This is a genomic window from Kluyvera chengduensis (assembly GCF_044197065.1).
Taxonomy (GTDB): Bacteria; Pseudomonadota; Gammaproteobacteria; order Enterobacterales; family Enterobacteriaceae; genus Kluyvera; species Kluyvera ascorbata_C.
Genome location: NZ_JBIQOI010000010.1, coordinates 136151 through 151602, shown reverse-complemented (window position 1 = coordinate 151602; position 15452 = coordinate 136151). Strand labels below are relative to the sequence as shown.

18 protein-coding genes are annotated in these 15452 nt (G+C 55.2%); 3 read left to right on the top strand and 15 right to left on the bottom strand.

Annotation, left to right across the window (positions count from 1 at the left end):
• The 9 genes from tuf to fkpA form a co-directional block, all read right to left on the bottom strand.
• On the bottom strand, window positions 1-845 hold an 845-nt coding region (gene tuf, locus ACH1XZ_RS20265; protein WP_395596911.1), incomplete at its 3' end, for an elongation factor Tu.
• A 69-nt stretch (window positions 846-914) separates the two neighbouring features.
• Window positions 915-3029, bottom strand: coding sequence for an elongation factor G (gene fusA / locus ACH1XZ_RS20260; RefSeq protein WP_123650843.1), 2115 nt, complete (start codon window positions 3027-3029; stop codon window positions 915-917).
• A 96-nt stretch (window positions 3030-3125) separates the two neighbouring features.
• On the bottom strand, window positions 3126-3596 hold the full coding sequence (gene rpsG / locus ACH1XZ_RS20255) for a 30S ribosomal protein S7 (protein ID WP_035894363.1): 471 nt from the start codon (window positions 3594-3596) through the stop codon (window positions 3126-3128).
• A gap of 90 nt (window positions 3597-3686) precedes the next feature.
• A complete protein-coding gene (rpsL, locus tag ACH1XZ_RS20250) occupies window positions 3687-4061 on the bottom strand; it encodes a 30S ribosomal protein S12 (RefSeq protein ID WP_000246815.1) in 375 nt (124 codons plus the stop codon).
• Window positions 4062-4185: 124 nt separating this feature from the next.
• Window positions 4186-4473 (bottom strand): sulfurtransferase complex subunit TusB, encoded by a 288-nt coding sequence (gene tusB, locus ACH1XZ_RS20245; RefSeq protein ID WP_395596910.1) that lies wholly within the window; start codon window positions 4471-4473, stop codon window positions 4186-4188.
• A gap of 7 nt (window positions 4474-4480) precedes the next feature.
• The gene (gene tusC / locus ACH1XZ_RS20240) at window positions 4481-4840 is read right to left on the bottom strand and encodes a sulfurtransferase complex subunit TusC (protein WP_395596909.1); all 360 of its coding nucleotides are present in this window, start codon (window positions 4838-4840) and stop codon (window positions 4481-4483) included.
• A complete protein-coding gene (tusD, locus tag ACH1XZ_RS20235) occupies window positions 4840-5226 on the bottom strand; it encodes a sulfurtransferase complex subunit TusD (RefSeq protein ID WP_395596908.1) in 387 nt (128 codons plus the stop codon). Before tusD ends, tusC begins: the two co-directional genes overlap by 1 nt.
• Window positions 5226-5948, bottom strand: a complete 723-nt coding sequence (locus ACH1XZ_RS20230; protein ID WP_035894367.1) for a helix-turn-helix transcriptional regulator — start codon at window positions 5946-5948, stop codon at window positions 5226-5228. Before ACH1XZ_RS20230 ends, tusD begins: the two co-directional genes overlap by 1 nt.
• Before the next feature lie 165 nt (window positions 5949-6113).
• Window positions 6114-6956, bottom strand: a complete 843-nt coding sequence (gene fkpA, locus ACH1XZ_RS20225) for an FKBP-type peptidyl-prolyl cis-trans isomerase (RefSeq protein ID WP_395596907.1) — start codon at window positions 6954-6956, stop codon at window positions 6114-6116.
• A 222-nt stretch (window positions 6957-7178) separates the two neighbouring features.
• On the opposite strand from fkpA, the gene ACH1XZ_RS20220 reads away from it, so the two are divergent.
• The gene (locus ACH1XZ_RS20220) at window positions 7179-7397 is read left to right on the top strand and encodes a protein SlyX (RefSeq protein WP_035894369.1); all 219 of its coding nucleotides are present in this window, start codon (window positions 7179-7181) and stop codon (window positions 7395-7397) included.
• A gap of 113 nt (window positions 7398-7510) precedes the next feature.
• On the opposite strand, the gene slyD is transcribed toward ACH1XZ_RS20220, so the two are convergent.
• The 4 genes from slyD to kefG all read right to left on the bottom strand — a co-directional run bounded on the left by slyD (window position 7511) and on the right by kefG (window position 10776).
• Entirely contained in the window at window positions 7511-8113 is a 603-nt protein-coding gene (gene slyD, locus ACH1XZ_RS20215; RefSeq protein WP_035894370.1) for a peptidylprolyl isomerase, read from the bottom strand.
• Between the two features lie 96 nt (window positions 8114-8209).
• Entirely contained in the window at window positions 8210-8410 is a 201-nt protein-coding gene (locus ACH1XZ_RS20210) for a YheV family putative zinc ribbon protein (protein ID WP_035894371.1), read from the bottom strand.
• 9 nt (window positions 8411-8419) lie between these two features.
• A complete protein-coding gene (gene kefB, locus ACH1XZ_RS20205) occupies window positions 8420-10225 on the bottom strand; it encodes a glutathione-regulated potassium-efflux system protein KefB (protein WP_395596919.1) in 1806 nt (601 codons plus the stop codon).
• Window positions 10225-10776: a glutathione-regulated potassium-efflux system ancillary protein KefG gene (gene kefG, locus ACH1XZ_RS20200; protein WP_395596918.1), complete on the bottom strand. Its 552-nt coding sequence runs from the start codon at window positions 10774-10776 to the stop codon at window positions 10225-10227. Before kefG ends, kefB begins: the two co-directional genes overlap by 1 nt.
• 171 nt (window positions 10777-10947) lie before the next feature.
• Here kefG and ACH1XZ_RS20195 point away from each other — a divergent pair, with 171 nt between their 5' ends.
• Window positions 10948-12855 (top strand): ABC transporter ATP-binding protein, encoded by a 1908-nt coding sequence (locus ACH1XZ_RS20195; RefSeq protein ID WP_270503187.1) that lies wholly within the window; start codon window positions 10948-10950, stop codon window positions 12853-12855.
• A 16-nt stretch (window positions 12856-12871) separates the two neighbouring features.
• On the top strand, window positions 12872-13804 hold the full coding sequence (locus tag ACH1XZ_RS20190; protein WP_395596906.1) for a LysR family transcriptional regulator: 933 nt from the start codon (window positions 12872-12874) through the stop codon (window positions 13802-13804).
• A gap of 131 nt (window positions 13805-13935) precedes the next feature.
• On the opposite strand, the gene mdcH is transcribed toward ACH1XZ_RS20190, so the two are convergent.
• Window positions 13936-14832: a malonate decarboxylase subunit epsilon gene (gene mdcH, locus ACH1XZ_RS20185; protein WP_395596905.1), complete on the bottom strand. Its 897-nt coding sequence runs from the start codon at window positions 14830-14832 to the stop codon at window positions 13936-13938.
• Window positions 14829-15449: a malonate decarboxylase holo-ACP synthase gene (locus ACH1XZ_RS20180; RefSeq protein WP_395596904.1), complete on the bottom strand. Its 621-nt coding sequence runs from the start codon at window positions 15447-15449 to the stop codon at window positions 14829-14831. Before ACH1XZ_RS20180 ends, mdcH begins: the two co-directional genes overlap by 4 nt.
• Window positions 15450-15452: the final 3 nt, after the last annotated feature.

Sequence of the window (15452 nt, the reverse complement as noted above, 5' to 3'; positions counted from 1 at the left end):
ATACCACGCAGCAGAACACCAACGTTCTCACCAGCACGGCCTTCGTCCAGCAGTTTGCGGAACATTTCAACGCCAGTACAGGTAGACTTAGCAGTCTCTTTGATACCAACGATTTCAACTTCTTCACCAACTTTGATGATACCGCGCTCTACACGACCGGTAACAACGGTACCACGACCGGAGATGGAGAATACGTCTTCGATTGGCAGCAGGAACGGCTTATCGATAGCACGTTCTGGTTCTGGGATGTAAGAATCCAGGAAGCCAGCCAGTTCGATGATTTTCGCTTCCCACTCTGCTTCGCCTTCCAGCGCTTTCAGAGCAGAACCACGGATGATTGGGGTATCATCACCTGGGAAGTCGTACTGGGACAGAAGTTCACGAACTTCCATTTCAACCAGTTCCAGCAGCTCTTCGTCATCAACCATGTCGCATTTGTTCAGGAACACGATGATGTAAGGAACGCCTACCTGACGACCCAGCAGGATGTGCTCACGAGTCTGTGGCATAGGGCCATCAGTCGCAGCAACAACCAGGATCGCGCCGTCCATCTGCGCAGCACCGGTGATCATGTTTTTAACATAGTCGGCGTGGCCTGGGCAGTCTACGTGTGCGTAGTGGCGAGTCGGGGTGTCATATTCAACGTGGGAAGTGTTGATGGTGATACCACGAGCTTTTTCTTCTGGTGCGTTATCGATCTGGTCGAAAGCACGAGCAGCACCGCCGTAGGTTTTAGCCAGTACGGTAGTGATTGCAGCAGTCAGGGTAGTTTTACCGTGGTCAACGTGGCCGATGGTGCCGACGTTAACGTGCGGTTTTGTACGTTCAAATTTTTCTTTAGACACGGCTATATTCCTTACTATAGTGCTCTCCCCTTTGGAGAGAGCACGGGACTTAGGTTTTAATCCTGTGGATTATTTACCACGGGCTTCAATAACGGCCTGAGCAACGTTGTTCGGCGCATCGTCGTACTTCAGGAACTCCATGGAGTAAGAAGCACGGCCTTTGGTCAGTGAACGCAGCTGAGTTGCATAACCGAACATTTCGGACAGCGGAACTTCAGCGTGGATCACAACGCCAGTAACGTTGGATTCCTGACCTTTGAGCATACCACGACGGCGGCTCAAGTCACCGATAACGTCACCAGTGTTCTCTTCAGGAGTCTCTACTTCAACCTTCATGATAGGCTCAAGCAGAACTGGTTTCGCTTTCTTAAAGCCGTCTTTAAACGCCAGAGAAGCTGCCAGTTTAAACGCCAGTTCAGAGGAGTCAACGTCATGGTAAGAACCGAAGTGCAGACGAACACCCATGTCAACAACCGGGTAACCAGCCAGCGGGCCAGATTTCAGCTGTTCCTGGATACCTTTATCAACGGCAGGGATGTATTCGCCAGGGATTACACCACCCTTGATGTCGTTGATGAATTCGTAGCCTTTCGGGTTAGAACCCGGCTCCAGTGGGTACATGTCGATAACAACATGACCGTACTGACCGCGACCACCAGACTGCTTAGCGTGCTTACCTTCGATATCGGTAACTTTCGCGCGAATCGCTTCGCGGTAAGCAACCTGAGGTTTACCGACGTTCGCTTCAACGTTGAATTCACGTTTCATACGGTCAACGATGATGTCGAGGTGCAGCTCACCCATACCGGCGATAATGGTCTGGTTAGATTCTTCATCAGTCCATACGCGGAATGACGGGTCTTCTTTAGCCAGACGGCCCAGAGCCAGACCCATTTTTTCCTGGTCAGCTTTGGTTTTTGGTTCTACTGCGATGGAGATTACCGGCTCTGGGAATTCCATACGTTCCAGAATGATAGGCGCATCTGGGTCACACAGAGTGTCACCGGTAGTTACGTCTTTCAGACCGATTGCAGCAGCGATGTCGCCCGCGCGAACTTCTTTGATCTCTTCACGTTTGTTAGCGTGCATCTGAACGATACGGCCGAAACGCTCACGTGCAGTTTTCACGGAGTTCAGTACGGTATCACCAGAGTTAACCACACCGGAATACACACGGAAGAAGGTCAAGTTACCAACAAACGGGTCGGTAGCAATTTTGAACGCCAGTGCAGAGAACGGCTCATCGTCGCTTGCGTGACGTTCTGCCGGAGTGTCTTTACCGTCGTCCAGGATACCGTTGATCGCAGGTACGTCGATTGGGGATGGCAGGTAATCAATTACCGCATCCAGCATCGCCTGAACACCTTTGTTCTTGAACGCAGAACCACAGGTTACCAGGATGATTTCGTTGTTCAGAACGCGCTGACGCAGAGCTTTTTTGATCTCTTCTTCAGTCAGTTCTTCACCACCCAGGTATTTCTCCATCAGCTCTTCTGAAGCTTCTGCAGCGGACTCGATCAGGTTCTGGTGCCATTCGTCAGCCAGGTCCTGCATGTCTGCTGGGATATCTTCATAAGTGAAGGTAACGCCTGCGTCTTCTTCATTCCAGTTGATGGCTTTCATTTTCACCAGGTCAACAACACCGGTGAAACCTTCTTCAGCACCAATTGCCAGCTGCAGCGGAACAGGGTTCGCGCCCAGACGTGTTTTGATCTGACCAACAACTTTCAGGAAGTTCGCACCCATACGGTCCATTTTGTTAACGAACGCAATACGTGGAACTTTATATTTGTTAGCCTGACGCCATACGGTTTCAGACTGTGGCTGAACACCACCAACTGCGCAGTAAACCATTACCGCACCGTCAAGAACACGCATGGAACGTTCTACTTCGATAGTGAAGTCAACGTGCCCCGGGGTGTCGATGATGTTTACGCGGTGCGGTTCATACTGCTTAGCCATACCAGACCAGAAGGCAGTAGTCGCTGCGGAAGTGATGGTAATACCACGTTCCTGCTCCTGCTCCATCCAGTCCATGGTAGCGGCGCCGTCGTGAACTTCACCGATTTTGTGGTTTACACCGGTGTAGAACAGAATACGTTCGGTAGTAGTGGTTTTACCGGCGTCGATGTGCGCACTGATACCGATGTTACGGTAGCGTGCGATGGGTGTTGTACGAGCCATTTGATTCCTCGTTTATCTTTTTAGGCGTTCAGTTAAGTAACCCAAAGCGGGCTGCTTCGCTGAAGCGCCCGCCTGGTGACTAATACTCCGAAGGGATTACCAACGGTAGTGTGCGAACGCCTTGTTGGCTTCTGCCATACGGTGAACGTCTTCACGTTTCTTAACTGCAGTACCTTTGTTGTCTGCAGCGTCAGAAAGTTCGTTCGCCAGGCGCAGAGCCATGGATTTATCACCGCGTTTACGAGCAGCTTCAACGATCCAACGCATTGCCAGAGCATTACGACGGACCGGACGAACTTCAACTGGAACCTGATAAGTAGAACCACCTACGCGGCGGGACTTAACTTCGACAGTTGGGCGCACGTTTTCGAGCGCAACTTCGAATGCTTCCAGTTCATTTTTACCAGAACGCTGAGCCAGGGTCTCCAGCGCGCTGTATACGATTGATTCTGCAGTAGATTTTTTACCATCTACCATCAGAATGTTGACAAATTTAGCCAGCAGTTCTGATCCGAACTTAGGATCTGGCAGGATTTTACGCTGACCAATGACGCGACGACGTGGCATGGAAATACTCCGTTGTTAATTCAGGATTGTCCAAAACTCAAAGAGTTTGACATTAATATAAAACGTTTGGCCTTACTTAACGGAGAACCATTAAGCCTTAGGACGCTTCACGCCATACTTGGAGCGAGCTTGCTTACGGTCTTTAACGCCGGAGCAGTCAAGCGCACCACGAACGGTGTGGTAACGAACACCCGGAAGGTCTTTTACACGACCGCCACGGATCAGGATCACGGAGTGTTCCTGCAGGTTGTGACCTTCACCACCGATGTAGGAGGTAACTTCAAAACCGTTAGTCAAACGCACACGGCATACTTTACGCAGTGCGGAGTTTGGTTTCTTAGGAGTGGTGGTATATACACGGGTACATACACCACGTTTCTGCGGGCAGGCTTCCAGTGCAGGCACGTTGCTTTTTGCAACTTTGCGAGCACGTGGTTTGCGAACCAGCTGGTTAACTGTTGCCATTAAATAGCTCCTGGTTTTAGCTTTTGCTTCGTAAACACGTAATAAATCGCCTCATATAATATGAGGACGCGAAATTTTAGGGCCATGCCGAAAGGGTGTCAAGAAATATACAACGGCAAAGACGTTACCAGGCGATCTGGGAAGCGTGTTTTACCGTTAACCTGACGAAGTCAGTATAGCTGACCATGATGACATCGCTCGAAATTTGAGCACAAAGACCGCGCGCTTGCACATCTTCATTCAACACGTGGATGGATATGGGGGCAGCGCGGAGAATTTCAAGGAAGCGGCTGTTTTCAACCGCAGCCAGCACGCCATCGGCGATCAGCAGCAGGTCGTCGCCGTCATCCATCAGGCGGGTAATCCCGCTAATGTCGGCGTGCCAGGGAGAGGTGCGTAGCGTATGCAGCATGAGGGCCTCAAAAGCGCAGGATCACATCGTAGTCGTTAAGGCGCTGGCGCAGCGCATCAGCTTCCAGCGGTTCAACGTCGGTGACAAACGTCGTCTCTGCAGTCAGTCCGCGCTCACGCAGGGATGCCGCGCAGATCCAGCAATTTTCAATATCGTACAGCGAGAGCAGCTTGAAGGTGGCAATGTAGTCACGGGCAAGGATAACCCCCGGTTGCTGCTGGCTGAGTAACTGAAACACGCCGTCACCCACAAAGAACACGCCAAGGTCTTCACTCAGGGCTGATGTCGCCAGCAGCGCATCCAGCCCTTCCCTGCCGGCGCTGCTGCCGTGCGGGGCGGAGGAAAAAACAAACGCAACTCGTTTCATCAGAACTGTACCACTCGATCGCAGGTTAGCGCGGCTTCGGCCAGCGAACCTAATCCGCTCAGCGAAAAGCCGGGCTGGAGATTAAACGTCGGCAGACCAAGCTGTCGGGCCTCGGTTTCATCGGTCACGCCGCGGCGCAGCGCAGCGGCTACGCAGATATGCAACGCCACGCCATTTTGGTCATGCAATGATTGCCAGGCACGGACCAAATCGAATTCATCACTGGCGGGCGAGGTCAGCTGATTGGCGTTATAGACCCCTTCCCGATAGAAAAACACGCAGGCTATCTCGTGACCTTCCGCCATTGCAGCTTTCGCAAACTGCAGCGCGCTGCTCGCCTGCTGAGTACCATAGGCGGGGCCGGTCACCATCAAAGCAAAACGCATTACTTATCTTGCCCCAGGAAATCACCGCTCTTGAACTGACGAATGTAGAGATAGACGGTGTGTTTGGAGATGTTCAGACGATCGGCTACCTGGTTAATCGCATCCTTGATGTCAAAGATGCCTTTCTCATAAAGATTGAGCACGATCTGGCGATTCTTGGCGTTATTGGAAACGTTGCGATCGGCATTCACCTCTTCGATAGTGAACTCCAGCGTCTGGGTCACCAGGTCCTCAACGGAGGAAGCGAAGTTAACCGCAGAACCGACTTCCGGCGTTTCCGGCGGAATAAAGGTGTTCATGATCTGGGAGAACGGTACATCGAGGTTCATGTTGATGCACAGTAAGCCGATAACCCGGTGATCGCGGTTACGGATTGCGATGGTGACGGACTTCATCAGTACACCGCTTTTGGCGCGAGTAAAATAGCATTTGGAAACGCTGCTATCTGCCCCGGTCATATCATGCAGCATGCGTAGCGCGAGATCGGTAATCGGAGAACCGATTTTACGCCCGGTATGTTCGCCATTCGCGATGCGTATCGCCGAGCATTTTAAATCCTGAAGTGAATGCAACACGATTTCGCAGTGGGAACCAATGAGCATCGCCAACCCGTCCACAACCGCTTCGTAGGATTTTAGAATATCGAAGTCAGTTTGATCGAAAGGACGTTGATCCAGTAAATCAAGTTCACTGGTTTCGTTGGTTAAAAGCGACCTGGACATGAAAAAAAGCACTCCTTTTCAGGAGCCTGTCGTTATGTTGTCAGGGCAGGCTCATCACTATTAGGGGCATCTAAAGTAATACAGCGCATAAGGCGCTTTCCAGCATTAATTATATCCTGTAGATAATAAAAAGCCGCCGCCCATTGGGCGGCGGCTTTCGCTATCTTATTTTTTGCTGGCTTCGGCCGCTTTATCAGCCGGCGCAGCTTCTGGCTGCGCATCGGCTTTCGGTGCCGGTTTGATGTCTAACAGTTCAACATCGAAGACCAGGGTGGAGTTAGCCGGGATACCCGGAACGCCGGTTTTGCCGTAAGCCAGATCTGGTGGGATAACCAGCTGGATTTTACCGCCCTTCTTAATATTTTTCAGACCTTCGGTCCAGCCTGGGATAACGCCGTCCAGACGGAAGGAGAGAGGCTCACCGCGGGTGTAAGAGTTATCGAACTCTTTACCATCGATCAGCGTACCTTTGTAGTTAACCACAACGGTGTCGCTGTCTTTCGGCGCGTCGCCAGTACCTTCTTTCTCTACTTTGTACAGCAGGCCAGATTTAGCGGTTTTCACGCCTTTCTCTTTGGCGAACTTGTCGCGGAAAGCCTTACCTTTTGCTTCGTTATCAGCCGCGTCTTTTTCCATCTTCGCCTGAGCGGAGGTCTTCACGCGAGTTTCAAACGCCTGCAGAGTTTGTTCGATCTCCTGATCGGACAGCTTGCTCTTATCAGCAAACGCATCCTGAACACCGGCGATCAGCTGGTTTTTATCCAGTTTGATGCCCAGTTTTTCCTGTTCTTTCAGAGAGTTTTCCATGTAACGACCCAGCGATGCGCCCAGCGCATAGGCAGATTTCTGGTCGTCATTTTTGAATGCAGCTTTGCTGTCTGCTGCTGGAGCCGCTTTCGCGTCCGCAGCTGGTGCAGCTTTAGCAGCGTCAGCTGCATAGGTCAGAGGGGCATTCAGTGCAACGGCCATTGTGGTTGCCAGAAGCGTTACTTTAAACAGTGATTTCATCCATCTCTCCAGGGCCGGGGCCTCTCGCCCCAATGTTAACTAAATGAGAAGCGTACTATAGAACGTTGTAGAGGAAATCTACATATGAACGCTTCTCATATCGACTCTTTTCAGACTCTTTTTGTTTAAATTAGTTTCCAGCCTCGTAAAGAGAGGCTGCACGGCTGGGAAAAGTTGCGTAGAATCCGCGGCGATTGCGGTGACAACAGTAGAGAGGACATCATGCAGGAAACGACTATCGAAGCGCGTCTGGCTGAGCTTGAAAGCCGTCTGGCCTTTCAGGAAATCACCATCGATGACCTCAACATGACGGTCACAGCGCACGAGATGGAGATGGCAAAGCTACGCGAACATCTGCGCTTACTGACTGAAAAGCTAAAGGCCAGCCAGCCGTCAAACATGGCGTCACAATCTGAAGAGACACCACCACCTCATTATTGAGGCGTAAAAAAAGCGGGTTTCCCCGCTTTTTTTTGTGCCGGATGGCGACGTAAACGTCTTATCCGGCCTACCGTAGGCCTGATAAGCACAGCGCCATCAGGCAAACATACGGCTTAGTGGCAACCGCAACCGCCGTGGCCTTTACCGCCGCCGCCGCAGCAGCCTTCGCCACCGTGGTCGTGACCGTGGTCATGGCCGTGACCGCCGCAGCAACCGTCGTGGTCGTGGTCATGATCGTGGTCGTGACCGTTCGCACCGTGAACGTGGCCGTGAGCCAGCTCTTCTTCGGTCGCTTCGCGGATAGCAACAACTTCAACGTTGAACTTCAGGTTCTGGCCAGCCAGCATGTGGTTGCCGTCAACCACAACGTGGTCGTCTTCAACTTCGGTGATTTCAACCGGTACTGGACCCTGGTCAGTTTCAGCCAGGAAGCGCATGCCAACCTGCAGTTCGTCAACGCCCATGAAGACGTCTTTAGGAACGCGCTGCACCAGGTTTTCGTCGTACTGACCGTAAGCGTCGTTAGCTTGAACAGCAACGTCGAATTTATCACCAACTTCGTGACCGTCCAGCGCGTTTTCCAGGCCGGAGATCAGGGAACCGTGACCATGCAGGTAGTCAAGCGGTGCACTTACCGGAGACTCATCAACCAATACACCGTCTTCTGTACGTACCTGATAGGCCAGGCTGACCACCAGGTCTTTTGCTACTTTCATGATATCTCCTGAGCATGGGAATATTTTAGTGGCGCAGATTGTAGCGGAATTCTACACCCGTGTACCCATAAGCTTAAAAAAAGACAGCACGGATCGCTACTCCGGATGAAAAATACCGATCACTTGTTCCTCTTTACGAACGTGTTCGCGGGCTTCTTTATCCGCCTCTCGCATCTGGTGTCCGCACTTAACACACTCAACCACATCGATATTATTCTCGCGCCACATCGCCATAGAGTCTTGCGCCTGACACGACGGGCATTTCGCGCCCGCGATAAAACGTTTACGTACCGCCATACTCACCTTCTATTCAAATTCGTCCCAGCCGTCCAACTGCCGCCGCTCTTGTTGCATCTCGCGCTGGAAAATTTCCTCCAGCTCTCGTCGCGCTTCCCGCACGCGAGAAATTTGTTGGGTATCGCTGTGTACCGGCATCAGCTCGCGCAGCATGCGCATATCCAGGCGCTTAAAGTGCAGCTGTGCGCGCTGCGCCTGATGCGGGTGCATACCGGTGGAGATAAGCGCTTTGCGCCCCAGTTCCAGCGCGCTGGAAAAGGTCTCACGAGAAAACTGTACCACGCCCGCCTGCAGCAGTTCGTGCGCCTCCACACGTCCTCGCGCACGGGCCATAATCTTCAGGTGCGGGAAATGCTGCTGGCAGATTTCCACCAGCTTCATGGTATCTTCCGGCTCGTTGCAGGTGATCACGATTGACTGCGCCTGCTCAGCGCCTGCCGAACGCAACAGTTCAACCTGGGTCGCATCGCCGTAATAAACCTTATAGCCATATTTGCGCATCAGGTTAACCGCGCTGATGTCGCGCTCCAGAACGGTGATTCGTAGCTTGTTGGCCATCAGCAGGCGACCAATCACCTGCCCGAAGCGCCCAAAGCCCACCACAATAACCTGCGGCTTATCATCGTCCACCCACGGCGCTTCATCTTCCTCTTCCGGCCCATTAAAGCGGCGCGACAGCGTGAGATCGACAAGCTTCATCAGCAGCGGCGTGGTCATCATCGACAGCGTCACGACCACCAGCAGGAGCGACATCTGGTCGCCCTTAAAGACCTTAAATGACGATGCCGCCGAGAAGAGCACAAAGGCAAACTCACCGCCCTGGCTCAGCACGCCGGCAAACTGCATCCGCTCCGAGCTGCGCATACCGTGAAGATGCGCCAGCAGATACAGCACCAGCGTTTTCACCGCCACCAGCAGCGCCACGCCAACAATCACCACCAGTAGATGGGTGTAGAGCACGCCAAGGTTGAGCGACATCCCCACCGAGATAAAGAACAGCCCCAGCAGCAGCCCTTTAAACGGCTCGATAGCAATTTCCAGCTCGTGGCGATATTCACTTTCTGCCAGCAGCACGCCTGCAATGAAAGTCCCCAGCGCCATTGAAAGACCCAGCGCGTCCATAAACAGCGCCGACCCCAGCACCAGCAGCAGCGTCGCGGCAGTAAACACTTCACGCACGCCAGAGCTGGCAATAAAACGGAATACCGGGCGCAGCAGATAGCGCCCGCCGATCAGCATGCCGCCAAAGGCCAGGACTTTTACGCCAACGGTTTGCCAATCAAAATGATCATCGCCCGCACCGGCTAGCAGCGGTACCAGCGCTAACGCGGGAATGACCGCCAGATCCTGGAATAGCAGCACCGAGAAACCGAGCTGCCCGGACTCGCTGCGGTTCATCCCTTTTTCACGCATCAATTGCAGCGCCATCGCGGTTGACGACATCGCAAGGCCAATACCGCCGATCACCGCTGCCTGCCAGGAGAAGTGGGTGAGCATCAACAGCCCGCCGAGGATCGCCGCGCTGAAAATCACCTGCGCCGCGCCGATACCAAAGATAGGACGCCGTAGCTGCCACAGTTTGGCCGGATTCAGCTCCAGGCCGATGATAAACATCAGGAACACCACGCCCAGCTCGGAGAAGTGGAGAATTTCATCCACGTCGCTGATAAAGCCAAGTCCCCACGGGCCGATGGCGATACCCGCCAGCAGATAACCTAATACCGCACCGATACCTAACCGCGCTGCCAGTGGCACCGCGGCCACCGCCGCGAAGAGAAACAGCACTCCGGCCAGTAATAAATCAGAACCTTCCATCATCGCCCCCCTGCCGTTATCGGCGCTGCTAGCCAGTCGGCATAGGCTTTCGCGTGGTTTGCTAATTCATTGGGCGGCTGACGTCGCGCCCAATAGATGATGATTGGGCTCAGCCAGTGCATATGGCACATGGCAGCCGTCAGCTCGAACGGGCGCAAAATGTCGCTCATCGGGTAGCGATTGAGCCCGTCGTGGCGATAGGCGCTTTCCGGTTCACCGGTGGTAATTACGCTACGCCAGTACTTTCCCGCCAGCTGGTTACCACCAATACCGCTAGCGAAACCGCGGCTTAGCACGCGATCCAGCCACTCTTTCATCAAGGATGGGCAGCTGTAGGTATAGAGAGGGTGCTGAAACACGATGACATCGTGCTCACGCAGCAGCGCCTGCTCGCGGGGGATATCAATAAAAAAATCAGGATAGTGCGCGTAGAGATCGTGCACGGTTACGTTGCTTAACTGCGAAGCCGGTTTAAGCAAAACCCGGTTAGCCACCGAGTCCTGTGATTCCGGATGGGCATAGACAAGCAGGACTTTCGCCGTCTGTGACATCATTCCCCTCCCGGGCGTCAATCACATCCTCTTTCTGGTAGCGGGACGCAACCTGAATGATTTTGTGTATAGTCATCGTTTTGGGCTACCATTGCGGCCCGGTCTGCGATTCGCTTACCACACTACATTACCACAATGACAATTTAACATATTCAGAACATACGGCGCCTTATGATTGTTTTCTCCTCGTTACAAATTCGTCGCGGCGTGCGTGTCCTGCTGGATAACGCATCGGCCACCATCAACCCCGGGCAGAAAGTCGGCCTGGTGGGCAAAAACGGCTGCGGCAAATCCACGCTGCTCGCGCTGCTGAAAAACGAGATAAGCGCCGACGGCGGCAACTTTACCTATCCGAGCAGCTGGCAGCTGGCGTGGGTAAACCAGGAAACCCCTGCGCTGCCTCAGCCTGCTCTGGACTATGTCATTGACGGCGACCGTGAATACCGCCAGCTCGAAGCCCAGCTTAACGACGCCAACGAACGCGATGACGGCCACGCCATTGCCACCGTTCACGGCAAGCTGGACGCGATTGACGCGTGGACCATCCGCTCTCGCGCCTCCAGCCTGCTGCACGGCCTCGGCTTCAGCAATGAACAGCTCGACCGCCCGGTCAGCGACTTCTCGGGCGGCTGGCGTATGCGCCTTAACCTGGCACAGGCGCTGATTTGCCGCTCCGACCTGCTGCTGCTCGATGAACCGACCAACCACCTCGACCTCGATGCGGTTATCTGGCTGGAAAGATGGCTCAAAAGCTATCAGGGCACGCTGATCCTGATTTCCCACGACCGCGACTTCCTTGACCCGGTTATCGACAAAATTATTCATATCGAACAGGAAACGATGTTCGAGTACACCGGCAACTACAGCTCGTTTGAGGTGCAGCGTGCCACCCGTCTGGCTCAGCAGCAGGCAATGTACGAAAGCCAGCAGGAGCGCGTGGCGCATCTGCAAAGCTATATCGACCGTTTCCGCGCCAAGGCCACCAAGGCCAAGCAGGCGCAGAGCCGTATCAAGATGCTTGAGCGCATGGAGCTGATTGCCCCCGCCCACGTCGATAACCCGTTCCACTTCAGCTTCCGCGCGCCAGAAAGCCTGCCGAACCCGCTGCTGAAGATGGAAAAAGTCAGCGCGGGCTACGGCGACCGCACGATCCTTGAATCCATCAAGCTGAACCTGGTACCGGGCTCGCGCATCGGTCTGCTCGGCCGCAACGGCGCAGGTAAATCGACGCTGATTAAACTGCTGGCGGGCGAACTTGAGCCGCTGCACGGTGAAATCGGCCTCGCCAAAGGCATCAAGCTCGGTTACTTCGCCCAGCATCAGCTAGAGTTCCTGCGCGCGGATGAATCCCCGTTGCAGCATCTGGCGCGTATGGCACCGCAGGAGCTCGAGCAGAAGCTGCGTGACTACCTCGGCGGCTTTGGCTTCCAGGGCGATAAAGTCACCGAGCAGACCGCTCGCTTTTCCGGCGGCGAGAAAGCGCGTCTGGTGCTGGCGCTGATCGTCTGGCAGCGCCCGAACCTGCTGCTGCTCGATGAACCGACCAACCACCTTGACCTCGACATGCGTCAGGCGCTGACCGAAGCATTAATCGATTTCGAAGGCGCGCTGGTTGTGGTCTCGCACGACCGTCACCTGATTCGCTCTACCACCGACGATCTCTACCTGGTGCACGATAAAAAGGTCGAGCCGTTCGACGGTGACCTGGAAGATTATCAGCAGTGGCTGAGCGACGTGCAGAAGCTGGAAAACCAGGCCGACGACACGCCGAAAGAGAACAACGCCAACAGCGCGCAGTCGCGTAAAGATCAAAAGCGCCGCGAAGCGGAGCTGCGCACCCTAACGCAGCCGCTGCGTAAAGAAATTACCCGTCTGGAAAAAGAGATGGAGAAGCTCAACGCCCAACTGGCAAAAGCAGAAGAGAAGCTCGGCGACAGCAGCCTGTATGAACCAGGCCGCAAAGCCGAAATGACCGAATGCTTGCAGCTTCAGGCCAGCGCCAAGTCCGGGCTGGAAGAATGCGAGATGGCGTGGCTCGAGGCGCAGGAACAGCTTGAGCAGATGATGCAAAACGACTAAGCCATGGGAGCGGGCGATGAACCTGTCAATCACCGACGATATTACCTTCCGCAAGCTGACCATATTCATGACCTTTATGGAGAAGGGCAACATCGCCCGTACCGCCGAGGCGCTGAACATCAGCGGCGTCAGCGTACACCGGGCGCTGCACACGCTGGAAGAGAACGTTCGGTGTCCGCTGTTCGTCCATAAAGGGCGTAATCTTATCGCCCAGCCCGCGGCGTGGACACTGCTGGAGTATTGCCAGGAAGTCACCCAGTTGATGGAGCGCGGTCTGGAAGAGACGCGCAAAACGGCGGGCGTCGGCCAGGGGCGTTTACGCGTGGGTACGCTTTACTCGCTGACGCTGGAGACGGTGCCGCACCTGATTATGGGCATGAAGCTGCGCCGCCCGGACCTGGAGCTGGATCTCACCATGGGCTCCAACGAAGCGCTGCTGAAAATGCTGGAAGACGGCACGCTGGACGCGATCCTCATCTCCATTTCTGAAAGCGAAATCGACCGCAACAGCCTCGAAGTCCTCCCCCTGTTCCACGACGATATCTACCTCGCCGCACCGATGTCCGCGACGCTGGACGCCACCAAGAAGGCGGACCTACGCCACTATCGCAATGAGAAGTTTGTCTCGCTGGCAGAAGGGTTTGCCACCTACGCCGGTTTTCAGGAAGCGTTTCATATCGCCGGGTTTGAGCCGGAAATCGTGACCCGCGTCAACGACATCTTCTCGATGCTCAGTCTGGTACAAGCTGGGGTAGGATTCTGTTTGATGCCGGGGCGAATGAAGAAGATGTATGAGAATACCGTGAAGCTGCAAAAGCTCGCTGAGCCTTATCAGATGCAGCAGCTTATCGCGATTGTCTTTGCCCGCAACCGCGAGCGCGACCCAAGCCTGCTGGCGCTGGCCGCCGAAGGGCGCATGTACGCCAGAACGCTGAAGCAGAACGCCTGATTGCCGGATGGCGACGCTACGCGTCTTATCCGGCCTACACTCCGGAGAACTCCCGGCGTCGCTTCGCTCGGCCGGGCTACACTGGTGCGAGTTGTAGGCCCGATAAGCGAAGCGCCATCGGGCAATTCTTGCTACACACGCAGGCGTTTCGCCAGGTGCACGGCCACATCCACTCCGCTGCGCTCCAGCGAGATAGACTCCCCTTCCCACGCCGCCTGCCGCGTTAAGCAGGTCAGGATGCCGCCGGGCGGCATTTCAATCGCCAGCCGCGCTTCACGTTCGTTAGCGGAGATAACCGCCTCCTGCCAGCGCACCGTGCGCGCCATATTCATCGCCAGATCGTCAGCAATCCGTTCCGGCTGCCACAGCACACGCCCGGTGCTGCCGCTCAGGTAAGCGTAGCGCGGACGGGAGAGCGTTACATGGCTGAACGCCTCAACCAGCTTTTGCGCGGGCTCGGCGAGCAATTCACAGTGCGATGGTACGCTCACCGCCAGCCGAGGCGCTTTACTGGCGCCTTTGGCCATCGCGCGCTTCGCCACCTCGGCCATCGCGTCATCGGGCCCGGCAATCACAATCTGCGTTTCGGCATTCAGGTTAGCGATATACGTCCCGCTGCCTGCCACCAGACTTTCCACCTGAGCGAGCGTCAGCCCCATAATCGCCGTCAGGCCATAGCCGTTCGGATAGGCCTGCTCCATTAAATCACCGCGCAGCGCCACCAGCGTTAGCGCGTCGGCAAACTCGAGCGCGCCGGCAACCACCGCCGCCGGGTACGCGCCAATGGAAAGTCCACTAACGATATCAGGCGCCACGCCGCGACGTTCCAGCTCGCGCGCCCAGGCAACGCCAGCAATCAGCAGAGACAGCTGAACGGCTCGGGTATGTTTGAGCGCCTCAGGAGTATCCAGCGTATCAACCTCAGCGCCCAGCACGTCACGCGCCTGAGCGAACTCCGTCCCCGGAAGGTTTTGCAGCATACCTTCGTGCTGCGTCCCCTGCCCCGGGAAGGTAAACAGAATTTTCATGACTCCTCCCTGCCCCACGGATCGCCAACCAACTGCGGTCCCTGTGAGGTTTTTAACAGCGCTTTTCCATCGCGCAGCCATTCATTGAGGGCAAAGCCGCCGCGCGGGGTATCCACCTGGGTATCCGCCCGGCACAACCCGCCCGCCAGCTGCTGCTGCCACTTCTCCAGCGCTTCTCGGGAGAGCGGCTGCGGCGCGCGGATAAGCAAGTCCAAATCACTTGCCGAGTGAATAACCGGGATCCCGGTCGCCAGCGCATAGCCGGTACTGCCGGTAATGCCCCACGTCCACGGCCACGCCTGCTGCGCCAATAACAAAGCCACCTGGAGCGGTGGCTGAGAAATAAAGGGCGAGCGCAGCAGCGACAGCGGGTCCACCAGCGATTCCGGCGAGCAGACGCGAACAACCGCTTCCGCGTTCACCCAACCGGCAGCGCGCTGGTCACGTTTCATCCCGCGGACACCCACGGGAATACGCCCCTGCGCATCAACATCACGTCGCACCACCACCGGCAGACCGCTATGCCAGACGGTATCCACCCAGGATTCCGTGACATCTTCCAGCGCGTCACGCGCATTCAGCCAGATAAGGTCGTGGGGACGTAATGTTGTGCTCATGAT

What these genes read in the sequence shown, in the direction of transcription:
- rpsL (WP_000246815.1), bottom strand. Translation starts at nt 4,061, where the DNA reads ATGGCAACAGTTAACCAGCTGGTTCGCAAACCACGTGCTCGCAAAGTT.
- ACH1XZ_RS20190 (WP_395596906.1), top strand. Translation starts at nt 12,872, where the DNA reads ATGAACCTGTCAATCACCGACGATATTACCTTCCGCAAGCTGACCATA.
- ACH1XZ_RS20195 (WP_270503187.1), top strand. Translation starts at nt 10,948, where the DNA reads ATGATTGTTTTCTCCTCGTTACAAATTCGTCGCGGCGTGCGTGTCCTG.
- tusC (WP_395596909.1), bottom strand. Translation starts at nt 4,840, where the DNA reads ATGAAACGAGTTGCGTTTGTTTTTTCCTCCGCCCCGCACGGCAGCAGC.
- tusB (WP_395596910.1), bottom strand. Translation starts at nt 4,473, where the DNA reads ATGCTGCATACGCTACGCACCTCTCCCTGGCACGCCGACATTAGCGGG.
- ACH1XZ_RS20180 (WP_395596904.1), bottom strand. Translation starts at nt 15,449, where the DNA reads ATGAGCACAACATTACGTCCCCACGACCTTATCTGGCTGAATGCGCGT.
- ACH1XZ_RS20230 (WP_035894367.1), bottom strand. Translation starts at nt 5,948, where the DNA reads ATGTCCAGGTCGCTTTTAACCAACGAAACCAGTGAACTTGATTTACTG.
- kefG (WP_395596918.1), bottom strand. Translation starts at nt 10,776, where the DNA reads ATGTCACAGACGGCGAAAGTCCTGCTTGTCTATGCCCATCCGGAATCA.
- ACH1XZ_RS20220 (WP_035894369.1), top strand. Translation starts at nt 7,179, where the DNA reads ATGCAGGAAACGACTATCGAAGCGCGTCTGGCTGAGCTTGAAAGCCGT.
- tusD (WP_395596908.1), bottom strand. Translation starts at nt 5,226, where the DNA reads ATGCGTTTTGCTTTGATGGTGACCGGCCCCGCCTATGGTACTCAGCAG.
- fusA (WP_123650843.1), bottom strand. Translation starts at nt 3,029, where the DNA reads ATGGCTCGTACAACACCCATCGCACGCTACCGTAACATCGGTATCAGT.
- mdcH (WP_395596905.1), bottom strand. Translation starts at nt 14,832, where the DNA reads ATGAAAATTCTGTTTACCTTCCCGGGGCAGGGGACGCAGCACGAAGGT.
- fkpA (WP_395596907.1), bottom strand. Translation starts at nt 6,956, where the DNA reads ATGAAATCACTGTTTAAAGTAACGCTTCTGGCAACCACAATGGCCGTT.
- kefB (WP_395596919.1), bottom strand. Translation starts at nt 10,225, where the DNA reads ATGGAAGGTTCTGATTTATTACTGGCCGGAGTGCTGTTTCTCTTCGCG.
- slyD (WP_035894370.1), bottom strand. Translation starts at nt 8,113, where the DNA reads ATGAAAGTAGCAAAAGACCTGGTGGTCAGCCTGGCCTATCAGGTACGT.
- ACH1XZ_RS20210 (WP_035894371.1), bottom strand. Translation starts at nt 8,410, where the DNA reads ATGGCGGTACGTAAACGTTTTATCGCGGGCGCGAAATGCCCGTCGTGT.
- rpsG (WP_035894363.1), bottom strand. Translation starts at nt 3,596, where the DNA reads ATGCCACGTCGTCGCGTCATTGGTCAGCGTAAAATCCTGCCAGATCCT.